The following is a 24,044-nucleotide window of genomic DNA, read 5'->3' as shown; positions in this document are numbered from 1 at the left end:
TTCTCTCCGTTTCACAGTCCCTTGGCACGGAAAACGAAGCAAAGCCGCATGCGTTCCGGCTAAAAGGCTTCGGCCGGCTCACGATTTGTTCCAGTCGTTTTCGGCAGGTCGGTCAAAAGCTCGTGAACAAAAGCAAGTTTTTGCGCCGCCACGTCCGAGATGACGAAGGGATAGAGATCGGGCAGGCCCATGCAGCGGTTGATCGAGTTGGATGCCTCCGACAGCACCAGCCAGCGGTCGAGAATCCTTTCGAAAGGCTCTGGCCTGGAGGCGGGTTCCGATGGTGCCGGCTGCAGCTTGCCGCCGGTATCGGCGCGCGGCAGCTCGTTGGCTTCAACGGTTTCCAGCCGGCCGAGCGGGAAATTCAGGGCATGCACCATCTCCAGCGTGTCGGTGATGTGCATGTGATGCGCCCATGTCTCGGCCCAGTCCTCCCATGGGTGCGACGTCGCATAGGCCGAGATATGGCGCTGCTGCCAGTCGGGCGGCGCGCCATCGGCATAATAGGTCTTCAGCGCCTGTTCGTAGCCGGCGCGCTCGTCGCCGAACAAAGCGCGAAAACCGGCAAGCTTTTGCGAATCGTCGCGGATCAGGCGGTCCCAGTAATAATGGCCGAACTCATGGCGGAAATGGCCGAGCAGCGTGCGGTAGTTCTCGCCCATCTCGACGCGACGCCGTTCGCGCTCTGCCGAATCCGCCTCGGCGACGTTGAGCGTGATCCGGCCGTTGTCATGACCCGTCAGGATACGTTCGCCGCCCGGACCGCCGCCGATCGGATCGGCAAGAAAATCGAAAGCGAGACCGATCTCGTCGCCAACGTCCTGCTTGGGTGCGACCGGCAGGCCGAAGGCGAGCAGCGAATAGACGGCACGCTTCTTTGCCGCCTCGACACGGATCCAGCGGCGGCGGTTGCCGTCGACCGACAGATCCGGGATCAGCTGGTTCAGCGCACAGGCGCGGCAGAAGGCGTGGCCGGGCTCCGCCATCCAGTTGCAGGCGCATTCGTCGGCATTGGTGCAATGGAAGACGTCGGCGCCGGACAGCGCGAAGCGCGCATGCTCGGGATCGTAGAGCACGAGGCTGGCGCAGTTCAGGCATTGCGCGTTCTCGAAATAGAGACGGTGGCCGCAATGCGGGCAGTCGAAAAGCTTCATTGGCGTCTCAAATCATTCGAAATGCGGAGGACGATACGAGCAGGAGAACGCCAAACGCCTGTCAGCTGCCCACGTTCCTGCCGGCCGATGCTATTTTGCCGCAAGCTGGGCGACGACCTCCCTGGCCACTGCCTCGCCCGACAATCTGGCGCCGCCGCAGGTCTGCATCAGCGGACCGGCCAAATGCTCGCCGGCGAAGAAGATCTTTTCCGCCACGGGCTGCATCAGCGTGGCGCGCGCTTGCGAGCGGCCGGGCCGCGCCGCCGCATAGGCGCCGCGCACGAACCGCTCAGCGCCCCAATTGGTCATCATTGCGCGTCCGACATGCTTTCGTATGTCGCCGCCAAAGATGCCGCAGAGCCGGTCGACGACGAAGTCGATGCCAGCCGCCTCGCCCGCCGCTGACATCTCCCAAGCGAAATCGCCGCCGACGAAACCGACCATCAAATCGAGGTCGAAGGGAAAGCAGAGGAAGTAAATGTCGTGCCGGGCCAACCGCTCGATCAGCAAATCGTCGAACGGCTCCAGGCCGAGTCTTGTACCGGATATTTCGACCGGCAGCTTGGTCAGCATGCCCATCGGCAGGTCGAAGAAGGCGGCGAAATGCGCATCGGGGAGTGCAGGCGAGAACGCAATCTCCTCGAAGGCGAGCACTGCCGGGGAGGCAGTGACGATGACCGCCTTGGCGCGGATGGTACCGCGATCGATGACGCAGGCTACGCCCGGCCCATCCCAGACGATCTTGCGCACCGGCGTCGACAGCTCCACCGGCACGTCGGCGCCGAAGCGGGCAACCAGCGTACCGAAGCCTTCCCTGGTGAAATAATTCGGATCGAGATCGGCGGCGACCTGAAAGTCGCGGATCGATATCTCGTCCTCGTCGGCGCCGAAATCCATCGGCCCGGCGAAGGTTGCGGCGGCGCGCGGCGCGTGTCCCTTGGCGAGCAATGCCGAAAGGCGGTCGTCGTCGCCTTCCCTCACCTGATGTGCCGCCACCAGTTCGAACAGCCTTGCGTCGGCCACCTTCATCGCCGCCTCCTCGGCTTCGCTTGCCTTTCGCTCACGGTAATAGAGATGATCGACATTCATGTCGTGGTGATGAAGCGTCCAGGCAGCGGCCTTCGCCTCGGGAAAGTAGGGATTGCGGTCCGCGGCATGCAGCCAGGCGCAGCCGATGTCGAACGGCACGCCGAAATGCTGGTCGCTGGTCCAGGCGCGGCCGCCAATGCGGTTCATCGCTTCCAACAATTTGAAGGAAAAACCGGCAGCGCGCAGGGTCTTGGAAGCCGAAAGCCCGGCTGAACCGGCGCCGATGATCACGACATCAACGTCTTCCATGCTTATTCTGTCCCCGCCACAATAATTACTTGATCGTAGGCAAATTCCCGGGCGTCCGCCAGTGTGGTGGATTTGAGGTTCCTGCTGTATTGAGTGCATCGGCGCAGCGCCGGGACAGTGACAAGCAGGTGTTTCGCAGGCAAGTTCGCAATTGGGAACGTGATTCAGGCAACCAGGAGAGCAGCATGGCATTTCTTGCCAAGGGGAAGATGTTTGTAGTGGCCACGGTGGTGGCGGTGCTTGCGCTGGCGACGGGCGCGCAGGCGGCGGCCAGCTGTGGCAAGAGCGGCGCCGGCTTCGAGGCATGGAAACCGGAGTTCGCCGCGGAGGCGAAGGCCGACGGTGTCGGCTCGAAGGGTCTGGCCGCTCTGGCTCGCGCAACCTACGCGACAAAGACGATCTCCGTCGATCGCGCCATCCATAAGGCTTTCAGCGGCTCAGTGGAAGCTTTCATGAAGCGCCGTGGCGCGTCCGCGATCATTGCCAGGGGCCGTGCGCTGAAGAAGGCCAATGCTGCGCTGTTCGACAAGATCGAAGGGAATTACGGCGTGTCGCCGGGCGTGTTGCTCGCCATCTGGGGCATGGAGACCGGCTTCGGTTCCGCCATGGGCAACCAGAATACGGTCTCCGCCATTTTAACGCTGGCCTATGACTGCCGCCGTCCGGAGTTCTTCTACCCGCATGCCATTGCGGCCCTGAAGCTGGTTGATCGCGGAGCGTTGAGCGCCTCGTCGGTCGGTGCCGCGCATGGCGAGATTGGTCACACGCAGTTCCTGCCCGGAAATGTTTTGACATATGGCGTAGGCAACAAAAACCTGCGTGACAAGGCCACTGCGTTGGCTTCTACCGCCAACTTCCTCAAGGGTCATGGTTGGCGACCGGGCGCCAGCGCGCAGGCGAATATCGGCGCAATTGCCGGCTGGAATTCGGCGAGCGTCTATCAACAGGCCATCGCCCGCATGGCCACGGCGATCGATGCCGACTGACAGGAAACGCAAAAACGACTGGGCTCGGTTTGGAAGCGCGAGGCGAGCATGAAGAGTCTCGCAACTGCGCAGGGCTTGCCTTGCCCTTTCGAACCTAGGACAGGCGATGATCTCGCTCTCGATCTCTGACTTCGATGCGGACCCCGAGAGGGTGACTGCGATCCTAAGCCTCGAACCGACACGCATAGTCCGCAAGGGCGACCCGATGCGTAACGGTTCCCCGCGCAAGAAGAATGGATGGAGCCTCGATGGTCCGCGGCAAAGGCTCCGGAGTGGGGCCGAGCACGAGAATGCGGTCAACTACCTGATCGAGCAGATGCGAGGTCGGGAGGAAGCCTTCGCCCGGCTGCGGCAGGAAGTGCGGCCGAAGCAGATTACGATCTATGGCGGGTTCTATACGTCCTACGACGAGCAGTGCGGCATCTGGCTTGAGCCGTCCGCGATGAGGGTGCTCGCGGATCGCGGTGTTGGCTGGGGCCTCGACCTTTTCGTTGAGGACGAAGCTCACCAACATGGAAGTGAGGTGTGAGCAGCCGTCCTGTCCGCATTGGGTCGTTTGCCGACTGGCTGGTTCCAAACTTGAGCGGGGTCTGATTCATAAGGGCATGAGCCGATACGATCTGACCGACTTCGAATGGCGGGCGATCGAGCCGCTGTTGCCCAACAAGCCGCGAGGCGTGCCGCGCGTAGACGACCGCCGAGTGCTGAACGGCATCTTCTGGGTGCTGCGATCGGGTGCGCCATGGCGCGATCTGCCCGAGCGCTACGGGCCTCGCACCACTGGCTACAACCGCTTCGTTCGATGGCGGATAGCAGGTGTCTGGGATCGGCTGATGGACGCCATTACCGAGGCCCATGACGGCACGGTGCAGATGATCGACACCTCTATTGTTCGCGTCCATCAGCAGGGTGCGACGGCAAAAAGGGGAATCGAGATCATTGTCTCGGTCGTTCCCGAGGCGGGCTGACGACCAAAATCCATGCTCTTGTCGACGCCGAAGGCAGGCCGATCAAGCTGACGCTCACGGCAGGTCAAATGAGTGACATCGCCTACGCAGCGGACTTATCAAGGATTTGCCCGAGGGTGCCATGCTGCTCGCCGACAAGGGCTATGATGCCAACGCGTTGCGCAATGCCGTCACCGAGCAAAAGGCATGGGCCAACATCCCGCCCAAGGCCAACCGCAAGGACCCGATGTGCTTCAGCCCCTTCCTCTACAAGGCCCGCAACCTCGTCGAACGCTTCTTCAACCAGGCCAAGCAGTTCCGTCGCATCGCAACTCGATATGACAAGCTGGCAGAAAACTACCTCGCTGCCCTCAAACTCGTCTCCGTCCGTATCTGGCTACGCGGTAACGAGTCTACGTCCTAGTCTAGAGCTTTGTTTTAACGCAATCCCGGACGGAAAACCGTTTCACGCTTTTCCTGGAATTGCGCTATTCGACCGAAAGTCCGGCCAAGCCCCGGGCGTGGAAACTTCGTCAAACACCGCCATCGGCCCGGTCGCGGTAAGGACGACGGACGCCGTTTCGCGCCCGAATACGCGAAGCGGGGCCGGCAATTCATATTGCTTGAGGAAAGGATTGCCGGAAGAAACGTCGTTCCAGCCGAGCTTTGCGGGCGCATCGGGGCGGTCGGTCAGCCAAAGGGCAAAACCACTATATGTCGGAACGTCAGCCCTGCACTCGACCAGCGCGGGAAGGTCGAGGGAGGGGGGTCATCGTTGGCTTTGGCGACGGCCAAGTTCGCCAGGACAGCCAACGCGGGCAGGAAACCAGCTCCAAGCGTGGCCAAGCGCCTGGGCACATCACGCTCAATAATGCACGTAGCCGCTCAACGGGCATTTCTGGGAAATGGGAATCTGGAAGGGGCCGTCAAAACTTTTGCAGGTACGGAATTTGGAATTCCGCGGCGCCGGGGTAGCCGCTTTTGGCTTGTCCCCGATGACCGTCGGGACTCTGGGACCCTGCGCGTAGCCGCTCAACGGGCATTTCTGGGAAGCGGGAATCTGGAAGGGGCCGTCAAAACTTTTGCAGGTATGGAACTTGGATGTTTGCCCCGCCGGGACTTGCGTGGATTGACACGCGGTAAAGACGGCCACCGCCGCAAGCAGAAGAAAAAGTCTGTTTTTCACTGTCAAAGCCCTCCGACCCACAAGAGAAGTAAGATCAAATCACGGAAAGGTCAAACAGGAAACGATCTGAAATCGCGGCTTCTATTATATTAGAGACGCCAAATAAAACCCGGTGTCCTCACCGGGTTCCTAACTCATCTAAGCATTGGGCCTGTTGGGAATATCAACCCTTGCGATTACGCGCCGCCAGTGTCCGCAGCCTCAGCGCGTTGAGGCGGATGAAACCTTCTGCATCCTTCTGGTCATAGGCGCCACGGTCGTCCTCGAAGGTAACCAGCGCATCGGAATAGAGCGTCTTCTTCGACTTGCGGCCGCTGACCATGACGTTGCCCTTGTAGAGCTTCAGCCGCACCGTGCCTTCGACGTCTTCCTGGCTCTTGTCGATCATCGCCTGCAGCATCAGCCGCTCGGGCGCGAACCAAAAGCCGTTGTAGATGAGCTCGGCGTAGCGCGGCATGAACTCGTCCTTGAGATGGGCGGCTCCGCGGTCGAGCGTGATCGATTCGATGGCCCGGTGGGCCGATATCAGGATGGTGCCGCCGGGGGTCTCGTAGACGCCGCGCGATTTCATGCCGACGAAACGGTTCTCGACCAGGTCGAGCCGGCCGATGCCATTGTCACGGCCGAGATCGTTCAGCGCCGCCAGCATCGTTGCCGGCGACAGTTTCTTCCCGTTGAGCGCAACCGGGTCGCCCTTGAGGAATTCGATCTCGATCTCGGTGACCTCATCGGGCGCATCCATCGGCGAGATGGTGCGCTGGTGGACGAATTCCGGCGGCTCGCTCCACGGGTCTTCTAGCACCTTGCCCTCGGAAGACGAATGCAGCAGGTTGGCGTCGACTGAGAACGGCGCATCGCCCTTCTTGTCCTTCGGCACCGGGATCTGGTGCTGCTCGGCGAAATTGATGAGATCGGTGCGCGACTTGAACGACCAGTCGCGCCAGGGCGCGATAACCTTGATGTCGGGGTTGAGCGCATAGGCTGAGAGCTCGAAACGAACCTGGTCGTTACCCTTGCCGGTGGCGCCATGGGCGATGGCATCGGCGCCGGTCTCTTTTGCGATCTCGACAAGATGTTTCGAAATCAGCGGCCGGGCGATCGAGGTGCCGAGCAGATAGGTGCCTTCATAGACGGCGTTGGCGCGGAACATCGGAAAGACGAAATCGGATACGAACTCCTCGCGGACATCGACGATGCGGATGTCCTTGATGCCCATCATCTCGGCCTTGCGCCTGGCCGGCTCCAGTTCGCCACCCTGGCCGAGATCGGCGGTGAAGGTCACGACCTCGGCGCCGAGCTCGGTCTGCAGCCATTTCAGGATGATCGAGGTATCAAGGCCGCCGGAATAGGCGAGCACGACTTTCTTGACGGCTTTTGCTTTCGACATGGTGGGCAGTTCCGCGACAGGGGTTCTTCGCGGGCGAGGTATCACGGCGTTTTAGGCCAGCGCAAGGGACGAACGATGCCTGGACCAGATGCTTCATCTCCAAGAGGCTGGCGAGGACACGGCTCTTGCGGTATGGCTGCGCCGTCTTTTGCCGCTACGAGACGAGCCATGTCCTTCATCCCCGACAGTACGACGCTTATCCAGTTCTCCATCGCCACCTTCATCCTGGCGATTACGCCCGGGCCTGACATGACGCTGTTCGTGTCGCGCACGCTGAGCCAGGGCCGTGCCACCGGCTTTGCCTCGATGGCCGGCGCCTTGTGCGGCACGCTGATCCACACCACGCTGGTGGTGGTCGGCGTCTCGGCGCTGATCGTCGCCTCGCCGATGGCGTTCTTCGTGCTGAAGATTTTCGGCGCCGGCTATCTGGTCTTCCTGGCATGGCAGGCGATCACAAAAGGGTCGGCGTTTTCACCGGAGAAGAAGAGCGGGCCGCAGATCTCGCTGTTCCGCAGCTGGGCGGCGGGGCTCGGGGTCAATCTGCTCAACCCGAAGATCATCCTGTTCTTCATGACCTTCCTGCCGCAATTCGTCTCCGCGCATGATCCCGACGCGCCGGGAAAGCTGTTCTTCCTCGGCGCGATGTTCGTCGTGCTGGCGATCCCGGTGACGGCGCCGATGGTGCTGGCGGCGGAAAAATTCTCGGCCGCGATGAAATCCAGCCCGCGTGTGACCCGCGTCGTCGACTATCTGTTTGCCGGAGTTTTTTCGGCCTTCGCGCTCAAGATCCTGACGGCCCAGGCGAAATAGGGCGTCCGATCTGACGCCAGCTTCCGGCCGAGCGCCCGGCGCTCAGCCAGTAGAAAATACCGCCGACCATGCCGCAGCCGATCACCGCCAGCATGACGCTGGTATTGGTAACCTCGAAATTGGCATCGGCCGTCTGGTGGACGAAGCCAAGGAAGACCGCCGAGACCACAGCACCCGCCAGCGCATAGAACAGCCAGTCACGCCGGCCAAGGATCTCGGAGACGAGGATGGCGATGGCGGCCGGCATGAAGGCGAAATAGGCGACGAACAGCGCGACGAAGGGGACGGAAAACCACAGCGAGGCCTGCGCTACCGGCTGTGTCTCGTCCGTCATCAGCCCCAGAGACGCTAGGAACATGATGTTGAGGAAGGCGCTGGCAGCCAGCGATGCAACGCCGTAGCCGACAAGGATGACGGCGAAGCGGATCAGATAGGCGCCGACGCGATTCACGCCTCGCCATGCCCCGCGATCATCATCGCTTCCAGCGCCAGCCGGTCGACCTTGCGCATGCGCTCGGAGTCCGACTTGAGCTGGCCGCAGGCGGCGAGGATATCGCGGCCGCGCGGCGTGCGGATCGGCGAGGCATAGCCGGCATTGTTGATGTAATCGGCGAATTTCTCGATCGTTTCCCAGTCCGAGCACTGGTAGTTGGTGCCCGGCCACGGGTTGAACGGGATCAGATTGATCTTGGCCGGAATGCCCTTGAGCAGCTTGATCAGCGCCTTGGCGTCGTCGATGGAATCGTTGACGTCCTTCAGCATGACATATTCGAAGGTGATCCGCTTAGCGTTCGACAGGCCTGGATAGGCGCGGCAGGCAGCGATTAGATCCTTCAGCGGATACTTCTTGTTGATGGGCACCAAGAGATCGCGCAAATCGTCATTGGTGGCGTGCAGCGAGATCGCCAGCATGACGCCGATCTCCTCGCCGGTGCGGAAGATTTCGGGCACGACGCCGGAGGTCGACAGCGTGATGCGGCGCTTGGACAGGGAAAGCCCGTCGCCGTCGGATGCGATCAGCAGGGCCTTTTTCACCGCCTGGAAATTGTAGAGCGGCTCGCCCATGCCCATCATGACGACGTTGGACACTTTCCTGCCCTCGGCCGGCACGATGGCGCCGTCGGGCGTATCGCGGTCGGGGAAATCGCCGAGCCGGTCCCGGGCGATCAAAAGCTGGGCGAGGATTTCCTCGGCGGTCAGGTTGCGCACCAGCTTCTGCGTGCCGGTGTGGCAGAAGGAGCAGGTCAGGGTGCAGCCGACCTGCGAAGAGATGCAGAGCGTGCCGCGGCCTTCTTCGGGAATGTAGACGGTCTCGATCTCGACCGGCCGGCCAGCGCCGCGCGGCGGAAAGCGGAACAGCCATTTGCGCGTGCCGTCGGAGGAAATCTGCTCCTCGACGATCTCGGGCCTGGCAACGGTGAAATGCGTGTCGAGGGCGGCGCGCAGATCCTTGGAGATGTTGAACATGCCGGCAAAGTCGGAAACGCCGCGCACATAGATCCAATGCCAGAGCTGTTGGGCGCGCATTTTCGCCTGGCGCTCCGGCACGATGCCGGCGGCGACGAGGGCGGCCCCGAGTTCGGCTCGCGTCAAGCCGATCAGCGACGGTTTTTCAGGCGTCGTGCGGGTGCGCAACGCGTCACGCGCGCCTTCGGCGGTAAGATCGAATGAAAGGGTCATTGTTGCGCCAATATAAGCGATTTGCGGCCGAATACAGCATCGTGCCCGAAATGAAGCGCGGCGCATAGCACAGGTTAGCGGCGGAGTCATGCCGGGGTTCTTCCTTCTCTCCTTGTGGGAGAAGGTGGCCGAGCGAAGCTCGGTCGGATGAGGGGTGTTCCAGCTTGGCGCCGACGGCGTTCCGTCCAACACCCCTCTTCCGTCTCGGCGCTGCGCGCCGATCCACCTTCTCCCACAAGGGGAGAAGGGAAGATCGCGCCTAACCGCCTACTTGCACTTGGCGATCGAGGCCAGCGCCGCCGAGATGCCCTTCAGCGAGAAGACGTAGGTGGTGGTGTTGCCGCGGCCGGACTTGGCCGACACCTTCATGTCGGTGCCGGTCTTCATCGCGGCGATCAGCACCGGCTCCTCGGCGGCGTTCTCGACCCAGGCCGACTTGCCGCGCGTGAACATCGAAAAAGACTTCTTGTCGATGGTGACGGTGGCCTTGGAACCTTCCTGGAAGGTATAGCCGGCGATGAATTGCGGCTCGTAGGACACCTGCTGCCCCGGCCGCTGGCTGACGAAGAAGAACATGTCGCCGTGATCGAGCGTCGGCGGCTGCTTGTCGGTTGGCACCGTCAGGACATAGCAGACCTTGCCGCCGCCCGACGCCTGATAACTGTAGGTGCCCCAGGCATTATGCTGGCCGATCTTGGTTGCCGACTGCGCCAGCGCAGGCGCCGTCAAGGCCACCAGGGTCAGGCTGGAAACTATAGCAATCAATCCGCGCATCGCTTTTCCCGTATTCCACTGGTGCGGCGGCAGGCCGGCTCGGCGTCCTGCCCGTCGCTTCATTTTGATTTAATCTGGGTTACCAAACGGTGAAATTCCCCTGAGAAAAGGATGTTCACGCCAGGAAACCGCCGCCGTCTTCGCGCTGCCGCTCGAAAAAGCGGCTGGCGCAATGTCCCTGCCGCGACTTGGAGGCCACGAAAACGGCAAGAGTTTGACTTTTCAAGCAGCTAGGTCTTGCCGCGATTCTCGCTTTTTGAGGTGCGTGACGAATTTCCCTGCAGGCGGTACCATGTCTGCGTTCGCCGCTACGGCGCTCGGCCAGGGTGCCCTCCCTGGCGGCTTACGGGAGATTTGGCCATGGCCGTTTCCGAGACAGTCCTGATCCTCGCGGGCGGCACAGCCGTCCTGGCGATTGTGTTCGGCATTCGTGTCGCCATGCGGCGGACGGCCGGTGGCGCGGTGCGCCGGTCGGATGCCGGGGAGACGGCGGGCGGATCGGGCGCGCCCGACGTGGCCGGGGTCATTGCGCTGCCGCCTTTGATCTTCCTTGGCTTCCTGGTGGCGGCAACCGTGCTCGAGGTGCTCGTGCCGCTCCCGGTCATGGCCGGGCAGGCGCTCGCCGGCTATCTGACCGGCGCTGTGCTCGCGGTGTGCGGCTTCGTGTTCATCTTTATGGCGGCGGGCCGCTTTCAGGCCGCTGGCACCAACATACCACCGACCTTGCCGACGACGGCGCTGGTCGTCGACGGTATCTATCGGCGCACCAGGAATCCGTTCTATCTGGGAACGACCCTCGTCTATCTGGGCCTCGGCGTCGCGGCCGGAAGTCTTTGGGCTATCGCGCTCGTCATCCCCCTGCTGTGGGTGATCAATACCGGCGTTATCGCGCCGGAAGAGCGCTATCTCGAGCGGAAGTTCGGAGATGCCTATCGCGCCTACAAGGCGCGGGTGCGGCGGTGGGTTTGACGGCCGGAAAGTCTCGCGCGATTTTTTGCGCCGTACCGGCTCAGCTCTTGTCGGCGATGGCCTGCCTGGCGGCGAGCCGGTGCGCCGGCGTGATGTGGGCGCTGACGGCGGTAATCGCGGCGGTCAGCACGGCGATGTCGTCGGTGAAGCCTAGCCCAAGGATGAAATCGGGGATGACGTCCGTCGGCAGCACGAAATAGCCGAGCGCAGCCAGCAAGGTGCCCTTGGCGCGCAGCGGCGTCTTCTTGTCCATGGCACAGTAATAGGCGGCGACCACCTCTTCCATGAACGGGATCTGCCGGGCGGCCTTCTTCGCCGTACGCCAGAACTTTTCGCGCACTTCGCTCTCGTTGCCCGGCTTGCTGCCGAGGCCGAAGAAATCAAAACCGGATTTTTGCGCCATCAACCTCTCCTTGCGGCCGTCGCGTGACTTCACGCGTGACCGCGACGCAAAATGTGGTGAAAGCCGAACCTCGCTGCAAGGTGCAGATAGGCTCAGCCGCCGAAATAGCGGTTCATTTTCCTGGCCAGATCGAAATCCAGCGCGGTCAGGCCGCCGGCGTCGTGCGTGTTGAGGGTCACGTTTACCGTCTTGTAGACGTTCGACCAGTCGGGATGGTGGTCCATCTTCTCCGCGGCCAGGGCAACGCGGGTCATGAAGGCAAAGGCTTCGGAGAAATTCTTGAAGGTGAAGCTGCGGGTGATCGAGCCACCATCCTTGGCCAGCGACCAGCCGTCGAGGCCGGCAAGTTCGGCGCGGATCGCCTCTTTTGCTAGTTTCTCCCTGGCCATGTCCGTCTACCGCATGATCCGCGAAGCGTCGGCGGCGCCGACCAAACGGCTGGCGACGCGGTTGTCGGCACCTGAAAGCGGCCAGGCCTCCTCGACGACGTAAGGCCCGCCGCCAACCGAATCGCGCGACGACATCAGCACGAAGCGGCCGACCCGGAACGGCAGCGTCGAAAAATTGCCGCGTGCCGACAGGTACTGGGCGACGTCGAGCGGGCTCGAATTGCGCAGGCGGGCCAGCGTCACATGCGGCATGAACTTGCGCGGGTCGGCCGGGATGCCGAGCCGCTGGCAGATGCGCTCGATCTCGGCCTGCAATGCGGAAAGATCGGGCGAAGCGGCGACCCCGGCCCACACCGCATGCGGCTTCTTCTGGCCGAAGGCGCCGACGCCGGACAGCGTCAGCGGGAAGGACGGGCGGTGAACACGGTCAAGCGCATTGGCGATGTCGTCGGCGACATGGCCCTCGACATCGCCGATGAAGCGCAGCGTCAGATGATAGTTTTCGACATCGATCCAGCGGGCTCCGGGCAGGCCGCCCCTGAGCAGGGACAGTGAAAGAGCGGCATCACGCGGTATCTCGAGGGCGGTAAAAAGACGCGGCATGGGAAGCCTCCTGTCCTCGAATCGAACTCTTGCCCCTAGCGAATCATCGATATTCAAACGGGGCAAGGGGTTTGTTGGTCGCAGGCCTGCCTAAAAGCTTCCCCTGCGGAAGGTGTTGCGACGACGAACCCTTGCCTTCAGGAATTGCCCCGGACCGCTTCAATGGTCTTCTCCACACTGGGCAGGATACCCTCGACGATGCGGTCGACGCCTCGGGCGTTTGGATGAAGGCCGTCCTCGAGTTGCAGGACGGATTGACCGGCGATGCCCTCGAGAAAGAAAGGATAGAGCGGCACGCCATATTTTTCAGCCAGTCTCGGAAAGGTCGCGTCAAAGGCGTTCTGGTAGTCGGCGCCGAGATTGGGCGCCGCGCGCATTCCGGCCAGCAAAACGGCGATCTTGCGCTGCTTCAGCTTTGCCAGCATGGCGTCCAGGTTCTTTTCCGCTATGGCGGGCGAAACGCCGCGCAGCATGTCATTGGCGCCGAGCTCCAGGATGACCAGCTGCGTGCCGTCCGGCACCGACCAGTCGAGCCGCGACAGGCCGCCGCTCGTCGTATCGCCGGAGACGCCGGCATTGGCGACCGTGACATCGTAGCCCTTGGCGCGCAGCGCCGCCTGCAACTTCTCGGTGAAGCCCTGACCTGGCCCGAGGCCATAACCCGCCATCAAGCTGTCGCCGAAACCGACAATGGTGAACGGTTCGGCGCGCGCCGACGAAATGGCGCCGCAAATGGCGAGGAAAAGGGCGAAGGCTGCGGCAAAGGTGTGTTTGAAAGCCATGCGGCAGGCCCCATATGACCAGGAACATCTGTTGGCGAAGGCAGGTTTTCGTCTTTGTCGAGCATCGGATGCTCTAGCCTTCATCCCCCATATAGGACGATTTGATTTTGGAAGAAGCCGTCATTTCGCTGAAAGACGTATCGCTGACGCTCGGCGAAGGTGCATCCTCGGTCCATGTGCTGAAGGGCGTCAGCCTCGATGTGGCGGGCGGCGAAGCGACAGGCATCGTTGGACCTTCAGGTTCGGGAAAGTCGACATTGCTGATGGTTTTGGCCGGGCTTGAAAGGGTCGATTCGGGGACGGTCCGAATTGCCGGCGAGCTGCTCAACGGCAAAAGCGAAGATCAGATCGCATCGTTTCGGGGACGAAACATCGGCATCGTGTTCCAGTCTTTCCATCTCATCCCTAATATGACGGCGCTGGAAAACGTTGCTGTCCCGCTGGAGCTTGCCGGCCATGTCGATCCATTCGGCGTGGCGGCGCGCGAGCTGGCGGCGGTCGGTCTCAGCGATCGCGTCACCCATTACCCCGGCGAATTGTCTGGCGGCGAGCAGCAGCGCGTGGCGATCGCCCGGGCGCTGGCGCCGTCGCCGCGCATCCTGATCGCCGACGAGCCGACCGGCAATCTCGACCAGGCAACGGGGCGGCACGTCGCCGACCTGCTGTTTGCCAAGGCGGCCGAACGCGGCATGACGCTGGTGCTGGTCACGCATGACCCGCTACTCGCGGCGCGCTGCTCGCGCCAGGTGTCGATGCGGTCGGGGCTGATCGAAGACGCGCCTAAGCCGGCCACCAGGGCTGGCAAGGTGACCGCGTGATGCCGCTGGCGCGAACGCTGAGGCTCGCCTTTCGGTTTTCGCTGCGCGAAATGCGTGGCGGGCTGTCCGGCTTCCTGATCTTCCTTGCCTGCATCGCGCTCGGCGTCGCGGCAATCGGCGGCGTCAATTCGGTGGCGCAGGCTATTTCCGCCGGTGTTGCCGACCAGGGCCAGACGCTGCTCGGCGGTGATCTCCGCTTCCAGCTCAACCAACGCGATCCGACCAGAGCCGAACGCAGCTTCCTCGACCGGCTTGGCACGGTTTCGCACAGCGCCAATATGCGCTCGATGGCGAGGCTCGAGGACGGCTCCGACCAGGCGCTGGTCGAGGCCAAGGCGGTCGACGGCGCCTATCCGCTCTATGGTGCGCTGGAGACCGAGCCGGTGCTGTCGCGAGAGGATCTGTTCGGCGAAAAATCCGGCGTCTTCGGCGCCGCCGCCCCGGACCTCTTGTTCGAGCGGCTGAACCTTGGCATCGGTGACCGGCTAAAGCTCGGCAGCGCGACGTTCGAGCTGCGCGCCAGGCTGGTCAACGAGCCGGATGCAGTGTCGGATGGCTTCGGTTTTGCGCCGCGGCTGATGGTGTCGACCGACGGGCTTGCCGCTTCCGGCCTGATCCAGCCGGGCAGCCTGGTCGAGAACGCCTATAAGGTCCGCCTGCCCGGCGGCACCACTGAGGCACAGATCAAGGCGATCCAGGAGCAGGCGGCAAACCAGTTCCCGCAGGCCGGCTGGTCGATCCGCACCCGCAGCAACGCAGCGCCGGCGCTGTCCTCCAACATCGAACGGTTCTCGCAATTCCTGACGCTGGTCGGGTTGACGGCGCTGGTGGTCGGCGGGGTCGGCGTGGCCAATGCCGTGCGTGCCTATCTCGACGGCAAGCGCGGCGTCATCGCCACCTTCAAGAGCCTGGGGGCTTCGGGAGGGTTCGTCTTTGCCGTCTATCTGGTGCAGATCCTGATGATCGCCGCCCTCGGCATCACGCTAGGCCTTGTGCTGGGCGCGCTGATGCCGTTCGCGGCCAGCGCGGCACTCCAATCGGTCATTCCAGTGCCGGCGGAAGGTGGGTTCTATCCCGGCGCCCTCGGCATGGCAGCGCTGTTCGGGCTGCTGGTGACGCTGGCTTTCGCCTTGCTGCCGCTCGGCCGCGCCCGCGACGTGCCGGCAACGGCGCTGTTTCGCGAAATGGGTTTCGAGGGCCGCGGTTTTCCACGCCCGCTCTATATCGCCGCGGCATTGGGCATCGCGCTGCTGCTCGCGGTACTGGCGATCCTGTTTTCCGGCGACCGCCGTATTGCCTCGATCTTCGTTGGCGCCACGATCTTTTCGTTCCTGGTGCTGCGTGTGGTCGGCTCGCTGGTGCAGTGGGCGGCGAAGAAAAGCCCGCGCGTGCGCTCGACCGCGCTCAGGCTCGCCATCGGCAACATCCATCGGCCTGGCGCCTTGACGCCGTCCGTGGTGCTGTCGTTGGGACTCGGGCTGACGCTGCTGGTGACGCTGGCGCTGATCGACGGCAATCTCAGGCGGCAGATCTCGGGCAGCCTGCCGGAAAGGGCACCGAACTTCTTCTTCGTCGATATCCAGAGCGGTGACGTCGATGCCTTCTCCGCGCTGCTCGGCAAAGAGGCACCGCAAGGCAAGCTGATCAAGGTGCCGATGCTGCGCGGCCGGGTGATGGCGCTCAACGGCGTCGATGTCGACAAGGTCAAGGTTCCGGCCGAAGGCGCCTGGGTACTGCGCGGCGATCGCGGCCTGACCTATGACGCAAAGCTGCCGGAGAATGCGACGCTGACCGAGGGCAGCTGGTGGCCGGAGAACTATGCCGGCGAGCCGCTGGTCTCGTTTTCCGCCGAGGAAGGCAAAGAGATCGGGCTGAAGCTCGGCGACACCATCACCGTCAACGTGCTCGGCCGCAACATCACGGCCAAGATCGCCAATTTCCGCCAGGTCGAATGGGAAACCATGGGCATCAATTTCGTCATGGTGTTCTCGCCCAACACATTCGCCGATGCGCCGCATGGCTGGTTGGCGACGCTGACCGAGACGAATGCGTCGGCAGCCGACGATGCGCATCTTCTCAACGCCGTCACGCGTGCCTTTCCAGCGGTGACGACGGTCAGGGTCAAGGACGCGCTCGAAATCGTCAACCGGCTGGTGGCGCAGCTCGGCACAGCAATCAGGGCAGCAGCGGGCGTGGCGTTGATCGCCTCGGTGCTGGTGCTGGCCGGGGCGCTCGCCGCCGGCAACCGGGCTCGCATTCACGACGCGGTGGTGCTGAAGACCCTGGGTGCGACCAGGAAAACGCTGATCGCCGCGTTTTCGCTGGAATACATGCTGATCGGCCTTGCCACTGCGATCTTCGCGCTGGCAGCGGGCGGTGTGGCGGCGTGGTTCGTCGTCGCGCGCATCATGACGCTGCCATCGCACTTCATGCCGGAGGTGGCGGTGGCGACCATCGGCTTTTCGCTGGTGGTCACGGTCGGCATAGGCCTTGCCGGCACGTGGCGGGTGCTGGGCCACAAGGCGGCGCCGGTGCTGCGGAATCTTTGAGCCAGAGCCGGTTTCGATTAAATCTCGGTAATGTTCCGGGCGGGAAGGCCAATAAAACCGTATCTCCGGCACTTCACGGAGCATTACGTTTGGTTACGGTCTTGTCCTTTACGCCAAGAACCATCATATTTCGGCGCAGGCATGCTGGAGCCCCGCCAGCGGCGCCTGGGTTCAAAAGGACCTGACACCGGACGGGGCAGAAGCAATATGAGGATTTCCATGGCTGATCCCGTTCGCAATTATCAGACGCGCGCCGTGCCCGGCGCCGGCGTCGATGCTGCCATCGACCAGGGCCTGCGGGCCTATATGATTAAGGTCTACAATCTGATGGGGCTTGGCCTCCTCATCACCGGCCTTGCCGCGGTCGGCACAATCATGCTGGCCACCACCAGCGATCCCGCCTCGGCCGTCGCGACGTTGCCAAGCGGCGAGATGCTGACCTCGTTCGGCTACGCGATCTTCGGCTCGCCGCTGAAATGGCTGGTGATCTTCGCCCCGCTGGCAGCGGTGATGTTCCTGTCGTTCCGCGTCCAGTCGATGAGCGTTTCGGCCGCGCAGACGACATTCTGGGTCTACGCCGGCCTCGTCGGCCTGTCGCTGTCGTCGATCTTCCTGGTCTACACCACCGCCAGCATCTCGCAGACCTTCTTCGCCACCGCCGCCGCCTTTGGCGGGCTGTCGCTCTACGGTTACACGACCAAGCGCGATCTCTCGGCGTTCGGTTCGTTCCTGGTCATGGGCCTGGTCGGCCTGATCATCGCGATGGTGATCAACGTCTTCCTGCAGTCGTCGGCGCTTTCCTTCGCCGTTTCGGCGATCGGCGTGCTGATCTTCGCGGGCCTCACCGCCTACGACACGCAGAACATCAAGGAGATGTACTTCGAGGGCGACGAGACTGATGTCGCCGGCCGCAAGGCGATTATGGGCGCATTGAGGCTCTATCTCGATTTCATCAACCTATTTATGTTTCTGCTGCAGTTCATGGGCGACCGTCGCTAAATACGGTTTTCCTGGACCAGCGAGTTTGGAAAGGGCGGCCCAATGGCCGCCCTTTTCTTTTGTGCCGGCTTTTGCTGTGATATAGGGCAGATGAACGACGTGCCTAAATTATGAGCAGCATCACCTTGCGGGCCGCGACGTCGGCCGATCTCGACCGGATCACCGAAATCTATGCCGACGCGGTGACGAATGGCACGGCGAGCTATGAACTCGAACCGCCAAGCCGCACCGAGATGGGCGTGCGCTTCGACAACCTGATGGCGGGCGGCTTTCCCTATCTCGTTGCAGAAAAGGCCGGCGCCGTGCTCGGCTATGCCTATGCCGGAGCGTTCCGGCCGCGCCCGGCGTACCGCTTCGTCGTTGAGGATTCCGTCTATGTCGCGCCCGAGGCCAATGGGCAAGGCGTCGGGCTGCTCTTGATGCAAGGGCTGATCGAGGCGGCCAAGGCGGCGGGTTTTCGCCAGATCATCGCGGTGATCGGCGACGGCCGGCCCGACAGCGCCTCGGTACGGCTGCACGAGAAGCTCGGCTTTCGTCATTCCGGCCGCCTGGAAGGCTCAGGCTACAAGCACGGACGCTGGCTGGACACGGTGTTCATGCAACTGCCGATCAATGGCGGGGCGTCCATCCCGCCTGATCCGCAATCGCTGCCCGAGCGGAAGTTCCGCCAGCAAAAATAAAGGGTTACGCCTCGACCAGCTTCAGTGTTCGGTCGAACACGCCAAGCACCCGGCCGAGTTCCTGGCCGCGCTTGAGGATGCGCCCGCCGGCGGCGATGACGGCGAACGCGCCTTGCCGGCGCGCCAGCTTCGGATCCTTGACGATCTGGAAAAGCGGCACTTCGCTGGTGCGGCGGAAGACGGAAAAAACGGCGCGGTCGGCGAGATGGTCGATGGCATAGTCGCGCCACTCGTTGGCGGCAACCATACGGCCGTAGAGCCTGAGGATCTGGTCCAGTTCGCGCCGGTCGAACCGCACCGGCTGGTCGAGGCGTTCGCGTCTTGCCTCATGCAGCGGGATCAATATTGCGGATGCGTCCCCATCCTCCGTCCCGCTGCTGCGATCAGTCATGCCTGGATCCTCGCAATGAATCGTACGCCGACCAAAGTTGGCGCTTTCGTTGCCGAATTGCAAGGCCCGGCCGGGCAAGGCCAGCACCGCGCGGTTTCTCCAGCGTCCAGTCACGTTTGCGAAACGCCTGTTGGAATTGGTGATGCTTCGCCACAATCCTGCCTTTTTTTATCCGTGCTCATGCCCCAATGTCCGACGAATTTACCGGTGTTGCCTGAGACGGTTCGGTCCGGCACCGGCTCGTAAACCCCAAGCCCCCCGCCCACGGGTCTGCGTCGGATCGAACCAACCTCGGTTTTTCCTTGGAAAGATCGGGTGCGACGATCCCAAAACCTAAATGACCGGCGTCAGAAGCAAGCTGACGCCGGTTTTTTATTGGCCGGAGCCGTGGCGGTGCGATCCGTCCGGATTGGCTGCCATCAGAAGGTTGAGCGCGGTTCTCCCTTCTCCCCTTGTGGGAGAAGGTGTCGCCGAAGGCGACGGATGAGGGGTGTTCCAGCTTGGCAATTTCCTTGAAATCGCCGCCGCCTCAATTCTTCCAGCACCCCTCAACCGTCTCGGCGCTGCGCGCCGATCCACCTTCTCCCACAAGGGGAGAAGGAGAGGTCCCCGCTTAAGGCTTGCGGATAAAGGCTGCACCCAGGATCGGACCGGGCATGCCGTCCTTGCCGACCGACTGCAGCAGCACGGCGCAGCCGCCCTTCTTGGCGATCTCGCTCATCGGCAGTTCGTAGCGCTGCGCCTTGCCGTGCCACATGCCGGCGGTCTGGATGGTGGAGACGGCGTTCCAGTAGGTCATGCTGCGGCCGCTGTTTTCGCCCTTGCCGATCTTTATCGTCTGTGGCGGGTTGAAATAGACGATGACGACATGCGCGTCGGTGGGGCCGCTAACGGCGTCGCCGGCATCGATCATGACGCGATCGCTGGTCCGGCTGACCTTGATGCCGACGCGCATGCCTTCGCCGACCCTCTCCATGCGGGCCAGCGCGCCGTCGACTTCCTCGCGGCTGGCGCCGTTGACATGGCTGCGGCCGTTTATGACGGCTTGCGGGGTGTAGACGGAACGACTGCCGAAGGCGCGCATATACTCGTATTGCCGCTCGGTATTTTCCTTGCGGCTCAGCGTGTCCTGCCAGCCGAGGTAATCCCAATAATCGACATGATAGGCGAGCGCGACGATGTCCTCCTTGGCGGCAAGCTCGGCGAAGAATTCGTCGGCCGGCGGACAGGAGTTGCATCCCTGGCTGGTGAAGAGCTCGACGACGCCTAATGGCTTGTCGGTTGGCTCGGCAAGGGCCCTGCCGGCAAACGCCGAGAGGGCCAGCGCAAGGGCCGCAAGCCGCAATGGTCTTCGAGATGGCATGGCCGTTCCGATCCCGCCGGTGACGCCGGCTTTGTTCTGGTTGTCGAAATATGTGGCAGAAGCGGCAGTCAACGGGAAGTCACGTTGCGGTGAAATTTTGCCGTTGCAACCGCTGGCAAGGGCGCAATAGGTGGACTTGCACTTCACGATGGAAGCGATTCGGGCGGCAATCAGCATGTGGCAATCTCTCCTGGCGCCGGTCGACCTCTATTGCGAACGGACGGGGCCGGAATTCTGGGCCGAACCGCTCAATGCGCTGAGCAATCTGGCTTTTTTTGCCGCCGGGCTATGGGGTGTCTGGCAGGTGCGCAAGCGCGGCACCGGCACCTTCGCCGAAGTGCTGGCCTGGTGGGTGGTGGCGATCGGCATCGGCTCGTCGCTGTTCCATACCTTTGCCACAAGGGCAATGATCCTGGCCGACGTGCTGCCCATTGCAGGGTTCACGCTGGCCTACACGCTGTTCAACCTGCGACGTTTTCTCGGCATGAAATGGGGCAGGGCGATCGCCATCTTCGTCGCCTTTTACGCCGTTGCCGGGCTGGTGACCTTTGCCGTGCCCGACTGGCTGCGCCAGGCGTCGAACGGGACGACCGGCTATCTGCCTCCGTTTCTGGCGCTCGCCTTCTTCGGCGCCTGGGTGGCGGCCAGCGGCAATCGCGCCGGCTGGTACAATCTGGCGGGTTCGGCGATCTTCGTCGTGTCGGTCATCTGCAGGATGATCGATCCGCTGGTCTGCGGCGGCTTTCCGCTCGGCACGCATTTCCTGTGGCACATATTCAACGGGCTGATGCTCGGCGTGCTGCTGGCGGCGACAGCGCGGTTTGGCAAGCCAAGACAGGGCAGTAGGGCAGTAGGGGAATAAGTCGCTTCTCTTTGCTTCACCCTACTGCCCTACTCCCTTATTGCCCTACTCCCTTAAGCGGCCAGATCGCGCAGCACGTATTGCAGGATGCCCCCATTCTTGAAGTAGTCGAGCTCGTCCAGCGTATCGATGCGGCAGATGATCGGAACCTCTTTGACGCTGCCGTCGCCGTAGGTGATCCTGGCGATCATCTTCTGCCGCGGCTTGATGTTGCTCAGTCCGTCGATCTCGACCAGTTCGTCGCCCTTGAGGTTGAGCGAGGCCCATGAGGTGCCTTCCTCGAAGACGAAGGGGATCACGCCCATGCCGACCAAATTGGAGCGGTGGATGCGCTCGAAGGACTGGGCGATGACCGCGCGGACGCCCAGCAAATTGGTGCCCTTGGCCGCCCAGTCACGCGACGAGCCGTTGCCATATTCGACGCCGGCGAAGATGACCAGCGGCACGCCTTCCTTCTTGTAGCGCATCGCGGCGTCGTAGATCGATTCCTCTTCTTTCGAGGGGTAATGGATGGTGTAGCCGCCCTCGCGGCCGTTCTCGCCCAGCATATGGTTGCGGATGCGGATATTGGCGAAGGTGCCGCGCATCATCACCTCATGATTGCCGCGGCGCGTGCCGTACTGGTTGAAATCGGCGACGCCGACGCCGTGGTCGGTGAGATACTTGCCGGCCGGCGAGGCCGCCTTGATCGAACCGGCCGGCGAAATGTGGTCGGTGGTGATCTTGTCGCCGAACAGACCGAGCACACGCGCGCCCTTGATATCGCCGATCTTGCCGAAGCCTGACTTCATGCCGGCGAAATAGGGCGGGTTCTGCACATAGGTCGAATTGTCGTCCCAGGCATAGGTCTGGCCTTCCGGCGCCTTGACGTTCTGCCAGTACTCGTCGCCCTTGAAGACGTCGGCATATTTGCGGGCGAACAATTCGCGCGTGACGTTCTTCTCGATGAATTCTTGGATCTCGACCGAACTTGGCCAGATGTCTTTGAGATAGATCGGACTGCCGTTGCGATCGTCGCCGAGCGGCTCGGTGGTCAGATCTTTGGTCACCGTCCCGGCCAGCGCGTGGGCGACGACCAGCGGCGGCGAGGCGAGATAGTTCGCCTGCACGTCGGGCGAGACGCGGCCTTCGAAATTGCGGTTGCCGGACAAAACTGCCGCAGCAATCAAGCCCTTATCGTTGATGGTCTTGGAGATCGGCGCCGGCAACGGGCCGGAATTGCCGATGCAGGTGGTGCAGCCGAAGCCGACCAGGTTGAAGCCGATCTGGTCGAGCTCCTTCTGCAGGCCGGATTTCTCGAGATATTCGGCGACGACCTGGCTGCCCGGCGCCAATGAGGTCTTGACCCACGGCTTCTGCTTGAGGCCGAGCCGGTTGGCATTGCGCGCCAACAGCCCGGCGCCGATCAGCACGCTCGGGTTCGAGGTGTTGGTGCAGGAGGTGATGGCGGCGATGACCACATCGCCATGGCCAAGATCGTAGTTCGTGCCCTCGACGGCATAGCGCTTGTCGATTTCGGCGGCCTTCTTGTATTCGGACTCCATGGCCTTGGCGAAGCCGGCCGGAATGTCTTCAAGTGCGACCCGGCCTTCCGGCCGCTTCGGGCCGGCCATCGACGGGACGACACTGCCGAGATCGAGCTCCAGCAGGTCGGTGAAGACCGGATCGGCCGAGCCGGCATCGCGCCACAAGCCTTGCGCCTTAGAATAAGCCTCGACCAGGGCGATGCGGCTTTCGTCGCGACCGGACATTGTGAGATAGCGGATGGTTTCGCTGTCGACCGGGAAGAAGCCGCAGGTGGCGCCATATTCCGGCGCCATGTTGCCGATGGTGGCGCGGTCGGCCAGCGTCATGTTGGACAGGCCCGGCCCGAAGAATTCGACGAACTTGCCGACGACGCCCTTCTTGCGCAGCATCTGGGTGACGGTGAGCACCAGGTCGGTGGCGGTGACGCCTTCCCTCAGCCTGCCGGTGAGCCGGAAGCCGATGACTTCAGGCAGCAGCATGGAGACCGGCTGGCCAAGCATCGCGGCCTCCGCCTCGATGCCGCCGACGCCCCAGCCGAGAACGCCGAGGCCGTTGATCATCGTGGTATGTGAATCGGTGCCGACGCAGGTGTCGGGATAGGCGGTGGTCTCGCCGTCTTCGCTGTTGGTCCACACGACCTGACCGAGATATTCGAGATTGACCTGATGGCAGATGCCAGTGCCGGGCGGCACGACGCGGAAATTGCGGAACGCCTGCTGGCCCCATTTCAGGAATTTGTAGCGTTCCTCGTTGCGCTCATATTCAAGCTCGACATTGCGGGCGAAAGCCAGTGGCGTGCCGAATTCGTCGACGATGACCGAGTGGTCGATGACCAGATCGACCGGCACCAGCGGATTGATCTTTTGCGGGTCGCCGCCGAGCGAGGCCATGGCGTCGCGCATGGCGGCAAGGTCGACCACGGCTGGAACGCCGGTGAAATCCTGCATCAGCACGCGAGCCGGGCGATAGGCGATCTCGACGCCGGCGGTGCCCCGGTCAGTCAGCCAGCCGGCGACCGCCTGGATGCTCTCCTTGGTAACGGAACGGCCGTCCTCGTTGCGCAGCAGATTCTCCAGCAGCACCTTCATCGAATAGGGCAATTGGGCAATACCGGTGAGGCCGTTCTTTTCGGCCTCGACAAGGTCATAGTAGATGTACTCGGTGCCGCTGGCGGTCAGCGTGCGGCGGCAATTGAAGCTGTCGAGTGATTTGGACACGTGCGATCCCTAACTGTCGGTTGCCGGAAGGGAACGGACGCCAGTGGGCATGCAAATCACGCGCAAAGGTGCGGGTACGGCCATTTCCGCTATCCGTTCCCAAGCGTCCGGGCCGTTCAAGGCGGCACGCGCGCTGGTTCGGCGCAAATTCGGTTCCCGTGCCGACCGCTGGCACGGATGATGCGGATATAGAGAATTTTCTGGAATAGTTCTAGACACGGAATTGCCAT

The 24,044-nt window shown here is 62.7% G+C and carries 22 protein-coding genes and 1 pseudogene; 10 read left to right on the top strand and 13 right to left on the bottom strand.

What is annotated here, in order from left to right:
- Nucleotides 1–59: 59 nt before the first annotated feature.
- Together NKJ55_RS12775 and NKJ55_RS12770 are read right to left on the bottom strand one after the other, a co-directional pair.
- The gene (locus NKJ55_RS12775; protein WP_352450207.1) at nt 60–1,154 is read right to left on the bottom strand and encodes a zinc-binding metallopeptidase family protein; all 1,095 of its coding nucleotides are present in this window, start codon (nt 1,152–1,154) and stop codon (nt 60–62) included.
- Nucleotides 1,155–1,244: 90 nt separating this feature from the next.
- Nucleotides 1,245–2,492, bottom strand: coding sequence for a flavin monoamine oxidase family protein (locus NKJ55_RS12770; protein ID WP_352450206.1), 1,248 nt, complete (start codon nt 2,490–2,492; stop codon nt 1,245–1,247).
- Between the two features lie 185 nt (nt 2,493–2,677).
- Between NKJ55_RS12770 and NKJ55_RS12765 the strand changes: the two genes are divergently transcribed.
- The 3 genes and pseudogenes from NKJ55_RS12765 (at nt 2,678) to NKJ55_RS12755 (ending at nt 4,849) form a co-directional block, all read left to right on the top strand.
- A complete protein-coding gene (locus NKJ55_RS12765) occupies nt 2,678–3,478 on the top strand; it encodes a lytic murein transglycosylase (RefSeq protein ID WP_352450205.1) in 801 nt (266 codons plus the stop codon).
- Between the two features lie 106 nt (nt 3,479–3,584).
- Nucleotides 3,585–4,007: a DUF4279 domain-containing protein gene (locus NKJ55_RS12760; protein WP_352450204.1), complete on the top strand. Its 423-nt coding sequence runs from the start codon at nt 3,585–3,587 to the stop codon at nt 4,005–4,007.
- Nucleotides 4,008–4,083: 76 nt separating this feature from the next.
- Nucleotides 4,084–4,849, top strand: a pseudogene (locus tag NKJ55_RS12755) (IS5 family transposase).
- A 925-nt stretch (nt 4,850–5,774) separates the two neighbouring features.
- On the opposite strand, the gene NKJ55_RS12750 reads toward NKJ55_RS12755, so the two are convergent.
- On the bottom strand, nt 5,775–6,998 hold the full coding sequence (locus NKJ55_RS12750; protein WP_352450203.1) for an argininosuccinate synthase: 1,224 nt from the start codon (nt 6,996–6,998) through the stop codon (nt 5,775–5,777).
- A gap of 168 nt (nt 6,999–7,166) precedes the next feature.
- Between NKJ55_RS12750 and NKJ55_RS12745 the strand changes: the two genes are divergently transcribed.
- Nucleotides 7,167–7,808 (top strand): LysE family translocator, encoded by a 642-nt coding sequence (locus tag NKJ55_RS12745; RefSeq protein WP_023679833.1) that lies wholly within the window; start codon nt 7,167–7,169, stop codon nt 7,806–7,808.
- Here NKJ55_RS12745 and NKJ55_RS12740 read toward each other — a convergent pair.
- The 3 genes from NKJ55_RS12740 to NKJ55_RS12730 form a co-directional block, all read right to left on the bottom strand.
- Nucleotides 7,780–8,259: a hypothetical protein gene (locus tag NKJ55_RS12740; protein WP_352450202.1), complete on the bottom strand. Its 480-nt coding sequence runs from the start codon at nt 8,257–8,259 to the stop codon at nt 7,780–7,782. The two genes, NKJ55_RS12745 and NKJ55_RS12740, sit on opposite strands and share 29 nt — an antisense overlap.
- Nucleotides 8,256–9,488 carry a dual-specificity RNA methyltransferase RlmN gene (gene rlmN / locus NKJ55_RS12735; protein ID WP_352450201.1) on the bottom strand — a complete coding sequence of 411 codons (1,233 nt, stop codon included), beginning with the start codon at nt 9,486–9,488 and terminating at the stop codon, nt 8,256–8,258. The genes NKJ55_RS12740 and rlmN overlap by 4 nt, the downstream gene beginning before the upstream one ends.
- 267 nt (nt 9,489–9,755) lie before the next feature.
- Nucleotides 9,756–10,262 (bottom strand): invasion associated locus B family protein, encoded by a 507-nt coding sequence (locus NKJ55_RS12730; protein ID WP_352450200.1) that lies wholly within the window; start codon nt 10,260–10,262, stop codon nt 9,756–9,758.
- Nucleotides 10,263–10,622: 360 nt separating this feature from the next.
- Here NKJ55_RS12730 and NKJ55_RS12725 point away from each other — a divergent pair, with 360 nt between their 5' ends.
- Nucleotides 10,623–11,231, top strand: coding sequence for a methyltransferase family protein (locus tag NKJ55_RS12725; RefSeq protein WP_352450199.1), 609 nt, complete (start codon nt 10,623–10,625; stop codon nt 11,229–11,231).
- A 40-nt stretch (nt 11,232–11,271) separates the two neighbouring features.
- Here the strand turns inward: NKJ55_RS12725 and NKJ55_RS12720 are convergent, their stop codons facing one another.
- The 4 genes from NKJ55_RS12720 to NKJ55_RS12705 all read right to left on the bottom strand — a co-directional run bounded on the left by NKJ55_RS12720 (nt 11,272) and on the right by NKJ55_RS12705 (nt 13,408).
- Nucleotides 11,272–11,634 carry a YkvA family protein gene (locus NKJ55_RS12720; protein ID WP_031212728.1) on the bottom strand — a complete coding sequence of 121 codons (363 nt, stop codon included), beginning with the start codon at nt 11,632–11,634 and terminating at the stop codon, nt 11,272–11,274.
- A 92-nt stretch (nt 11,635–11,726) separates the two neighbouring features.
- Complete coding sequence (locus tag NKJ55_RS12715; protein ID WP_023679826.1) at nt 11,727–12,023, bottom strand: 4a-hydroxytetrahydrobiopterin dehydratase; 297 nt, start codon at nt 12,021–12,023, stop codon at nt 11,727–11,729.
- A 6-nt stretch (nt 12,024–12,029) separates the two neighbouring features.
- Entirely contained in the window at nt 12,030–12,626 is a 597-nt protein-coding gene (thpR, locus tag NKJ55_RS12710) for an RNA 2',3'-cyclic phosphodiesterase (RefSeq protein WP_352450198.1), read from the bottom strand.
- A gap of 137 nt (nt 12,627–12,763) precedes the next feature.
- Nucleotides 12,764–13,408, bottom strand: coding sequence for an arylesterase (locus NKJ55_RS12705; protein ID WP_352450197.1), 645 nt, complete (start codon nt 13,406–13,408; stop codon nt 12,764–12,766).
- 107 nt (nt 13,409–13,515) lie between these two features.
- Between NKJ55_RS12705 and NKJ55_RS12700 the strand changes: the two genes are divergently transcribed.
- From NKJ55_RS12700 to NKJ55_RS12685, 4 genes are all read left to right on the top strand, one after another.
- Complete coding sequence (locus NKJ55_RS12700; protein ID WP_031212726.1) at nt 13,516–14,226, top strand: ABC transporter ATP-binding protein; 711 nt, start codon at nt 13,516–13,518, stop codon at nt 14,224–14,226.
- A complete protein-coding gene (locus tag NKJ55_RS12695) occupies nt 14,226–16,775 on the top strand; it encodes an ABC transporter permease (RefSeq protein WP_352450196.1) in 2,550 nt (849 codons plus the stop codon). Before NKJ55_RS12700 ends, NKJ55_RS12695 begins: the two co-directional genes overlap by 1 nt.
- Before the next feature lie 219 nt (nt 16,776–16,994).
- Complete coding sequence (locus tag NKJ55_RS12690) at nt 16,995–17,774, top strand: Bax inhibitor-1/YccA family protein (protein WP_352450195.1); 780 nt, start codon at nt 16,995–16,997, stop codon at nt 17,772–17,774.
- A 110-nt stretch (nt 17,775–17,884) separates the two neighbouring features.
- Nucleotides 17,885–18,454 (top strand): GNAT family N-acetyltransferase, encoded by a 570-nt coding sequence (locus NKJ55_RS12685; RefSeq protein ID WP_352450194.1) that lies wholly within the window; start codon nt 17,885–17,887, stop codon nt 18,452–18,454.
- A 4-nt stretch (nt 18,455–18,458) separates the two neighbouring features.
- On the opposite strand, the gene NKJ55_RS12680 is transcribed toward NKJ55_RS12685, so the two are convergent.
- Entirely contained in the window at nt 18,459–18,845 is a 387-nt protein-coding gene (locus tag NKJ55_RS12680; protein WP_031212724.1) for a DUF2794 domain-containing protein, read from the bottom strand.
- Nucleotides 18,846–19,458: 613 nt separating this feature from the next.
- Entirely contained in the window at nt 19,459–20,208 is a 750-nt protein-coding gene (locus tag NKJ55_RS12675; protein ID WP_352450193.1) for a DUF1223 domain-containing protein, read from the bottom strand.
- A gap of 175 nt (nt 20,209–20,383) precedes the next feature.
- On the opposite strand from NKJ55_RS12675, the gene NKJ55_RS12670 reads away from it, so the two are divergent.
- Nucleotides 20,384–21,070 carry a ceramidase domain-containing protein gene (locus NKJ55_RS12670; protein ID WP_352450192.1) on the top strand — a complete coding sequence of 229 codons (687 nt, stop codon included), beginning with the start codon at nt 20,384–20,386 and terminating at the stop codon, nt 21,068–21,070.
- A 53-nt stretch (nt 21,071–21,123) separates the two neighbouring features.
- Here NKJ55_RS12670 and acnA read toward each other — a convergent pair whose 3' ends face one another.
- Nucleotides 21,124–23,814 carry an aconitate hydratase AcnA gene (acnA, locus tag NKJ55_RS12665; RefSeq protein ID WP_352450191.1) on the bottom strand — a complete coding sequence of 897 codons (2,691 nt, stop codon included), beginning with the start codon at nt 23,812–23,814 and terminating at the stop codon, nt 21,124–21,126.
- Nucleotides 23,815–24,044 lie beyond the last annotated feature (230 nt).

Origin of the sequence: Mesorhizobium sp. M0106, assembly GCF_040322715.1 — a bacterium.
Classification (GTDB): Bacteria; Pseudomonadota; Alphaproteobacteria; order Rhizobiales; family Rhizobiaceae; genus Mesorhizobium.
This window is presented reverse-complemented; position numbering and strand designations above follow the sequence as displayed.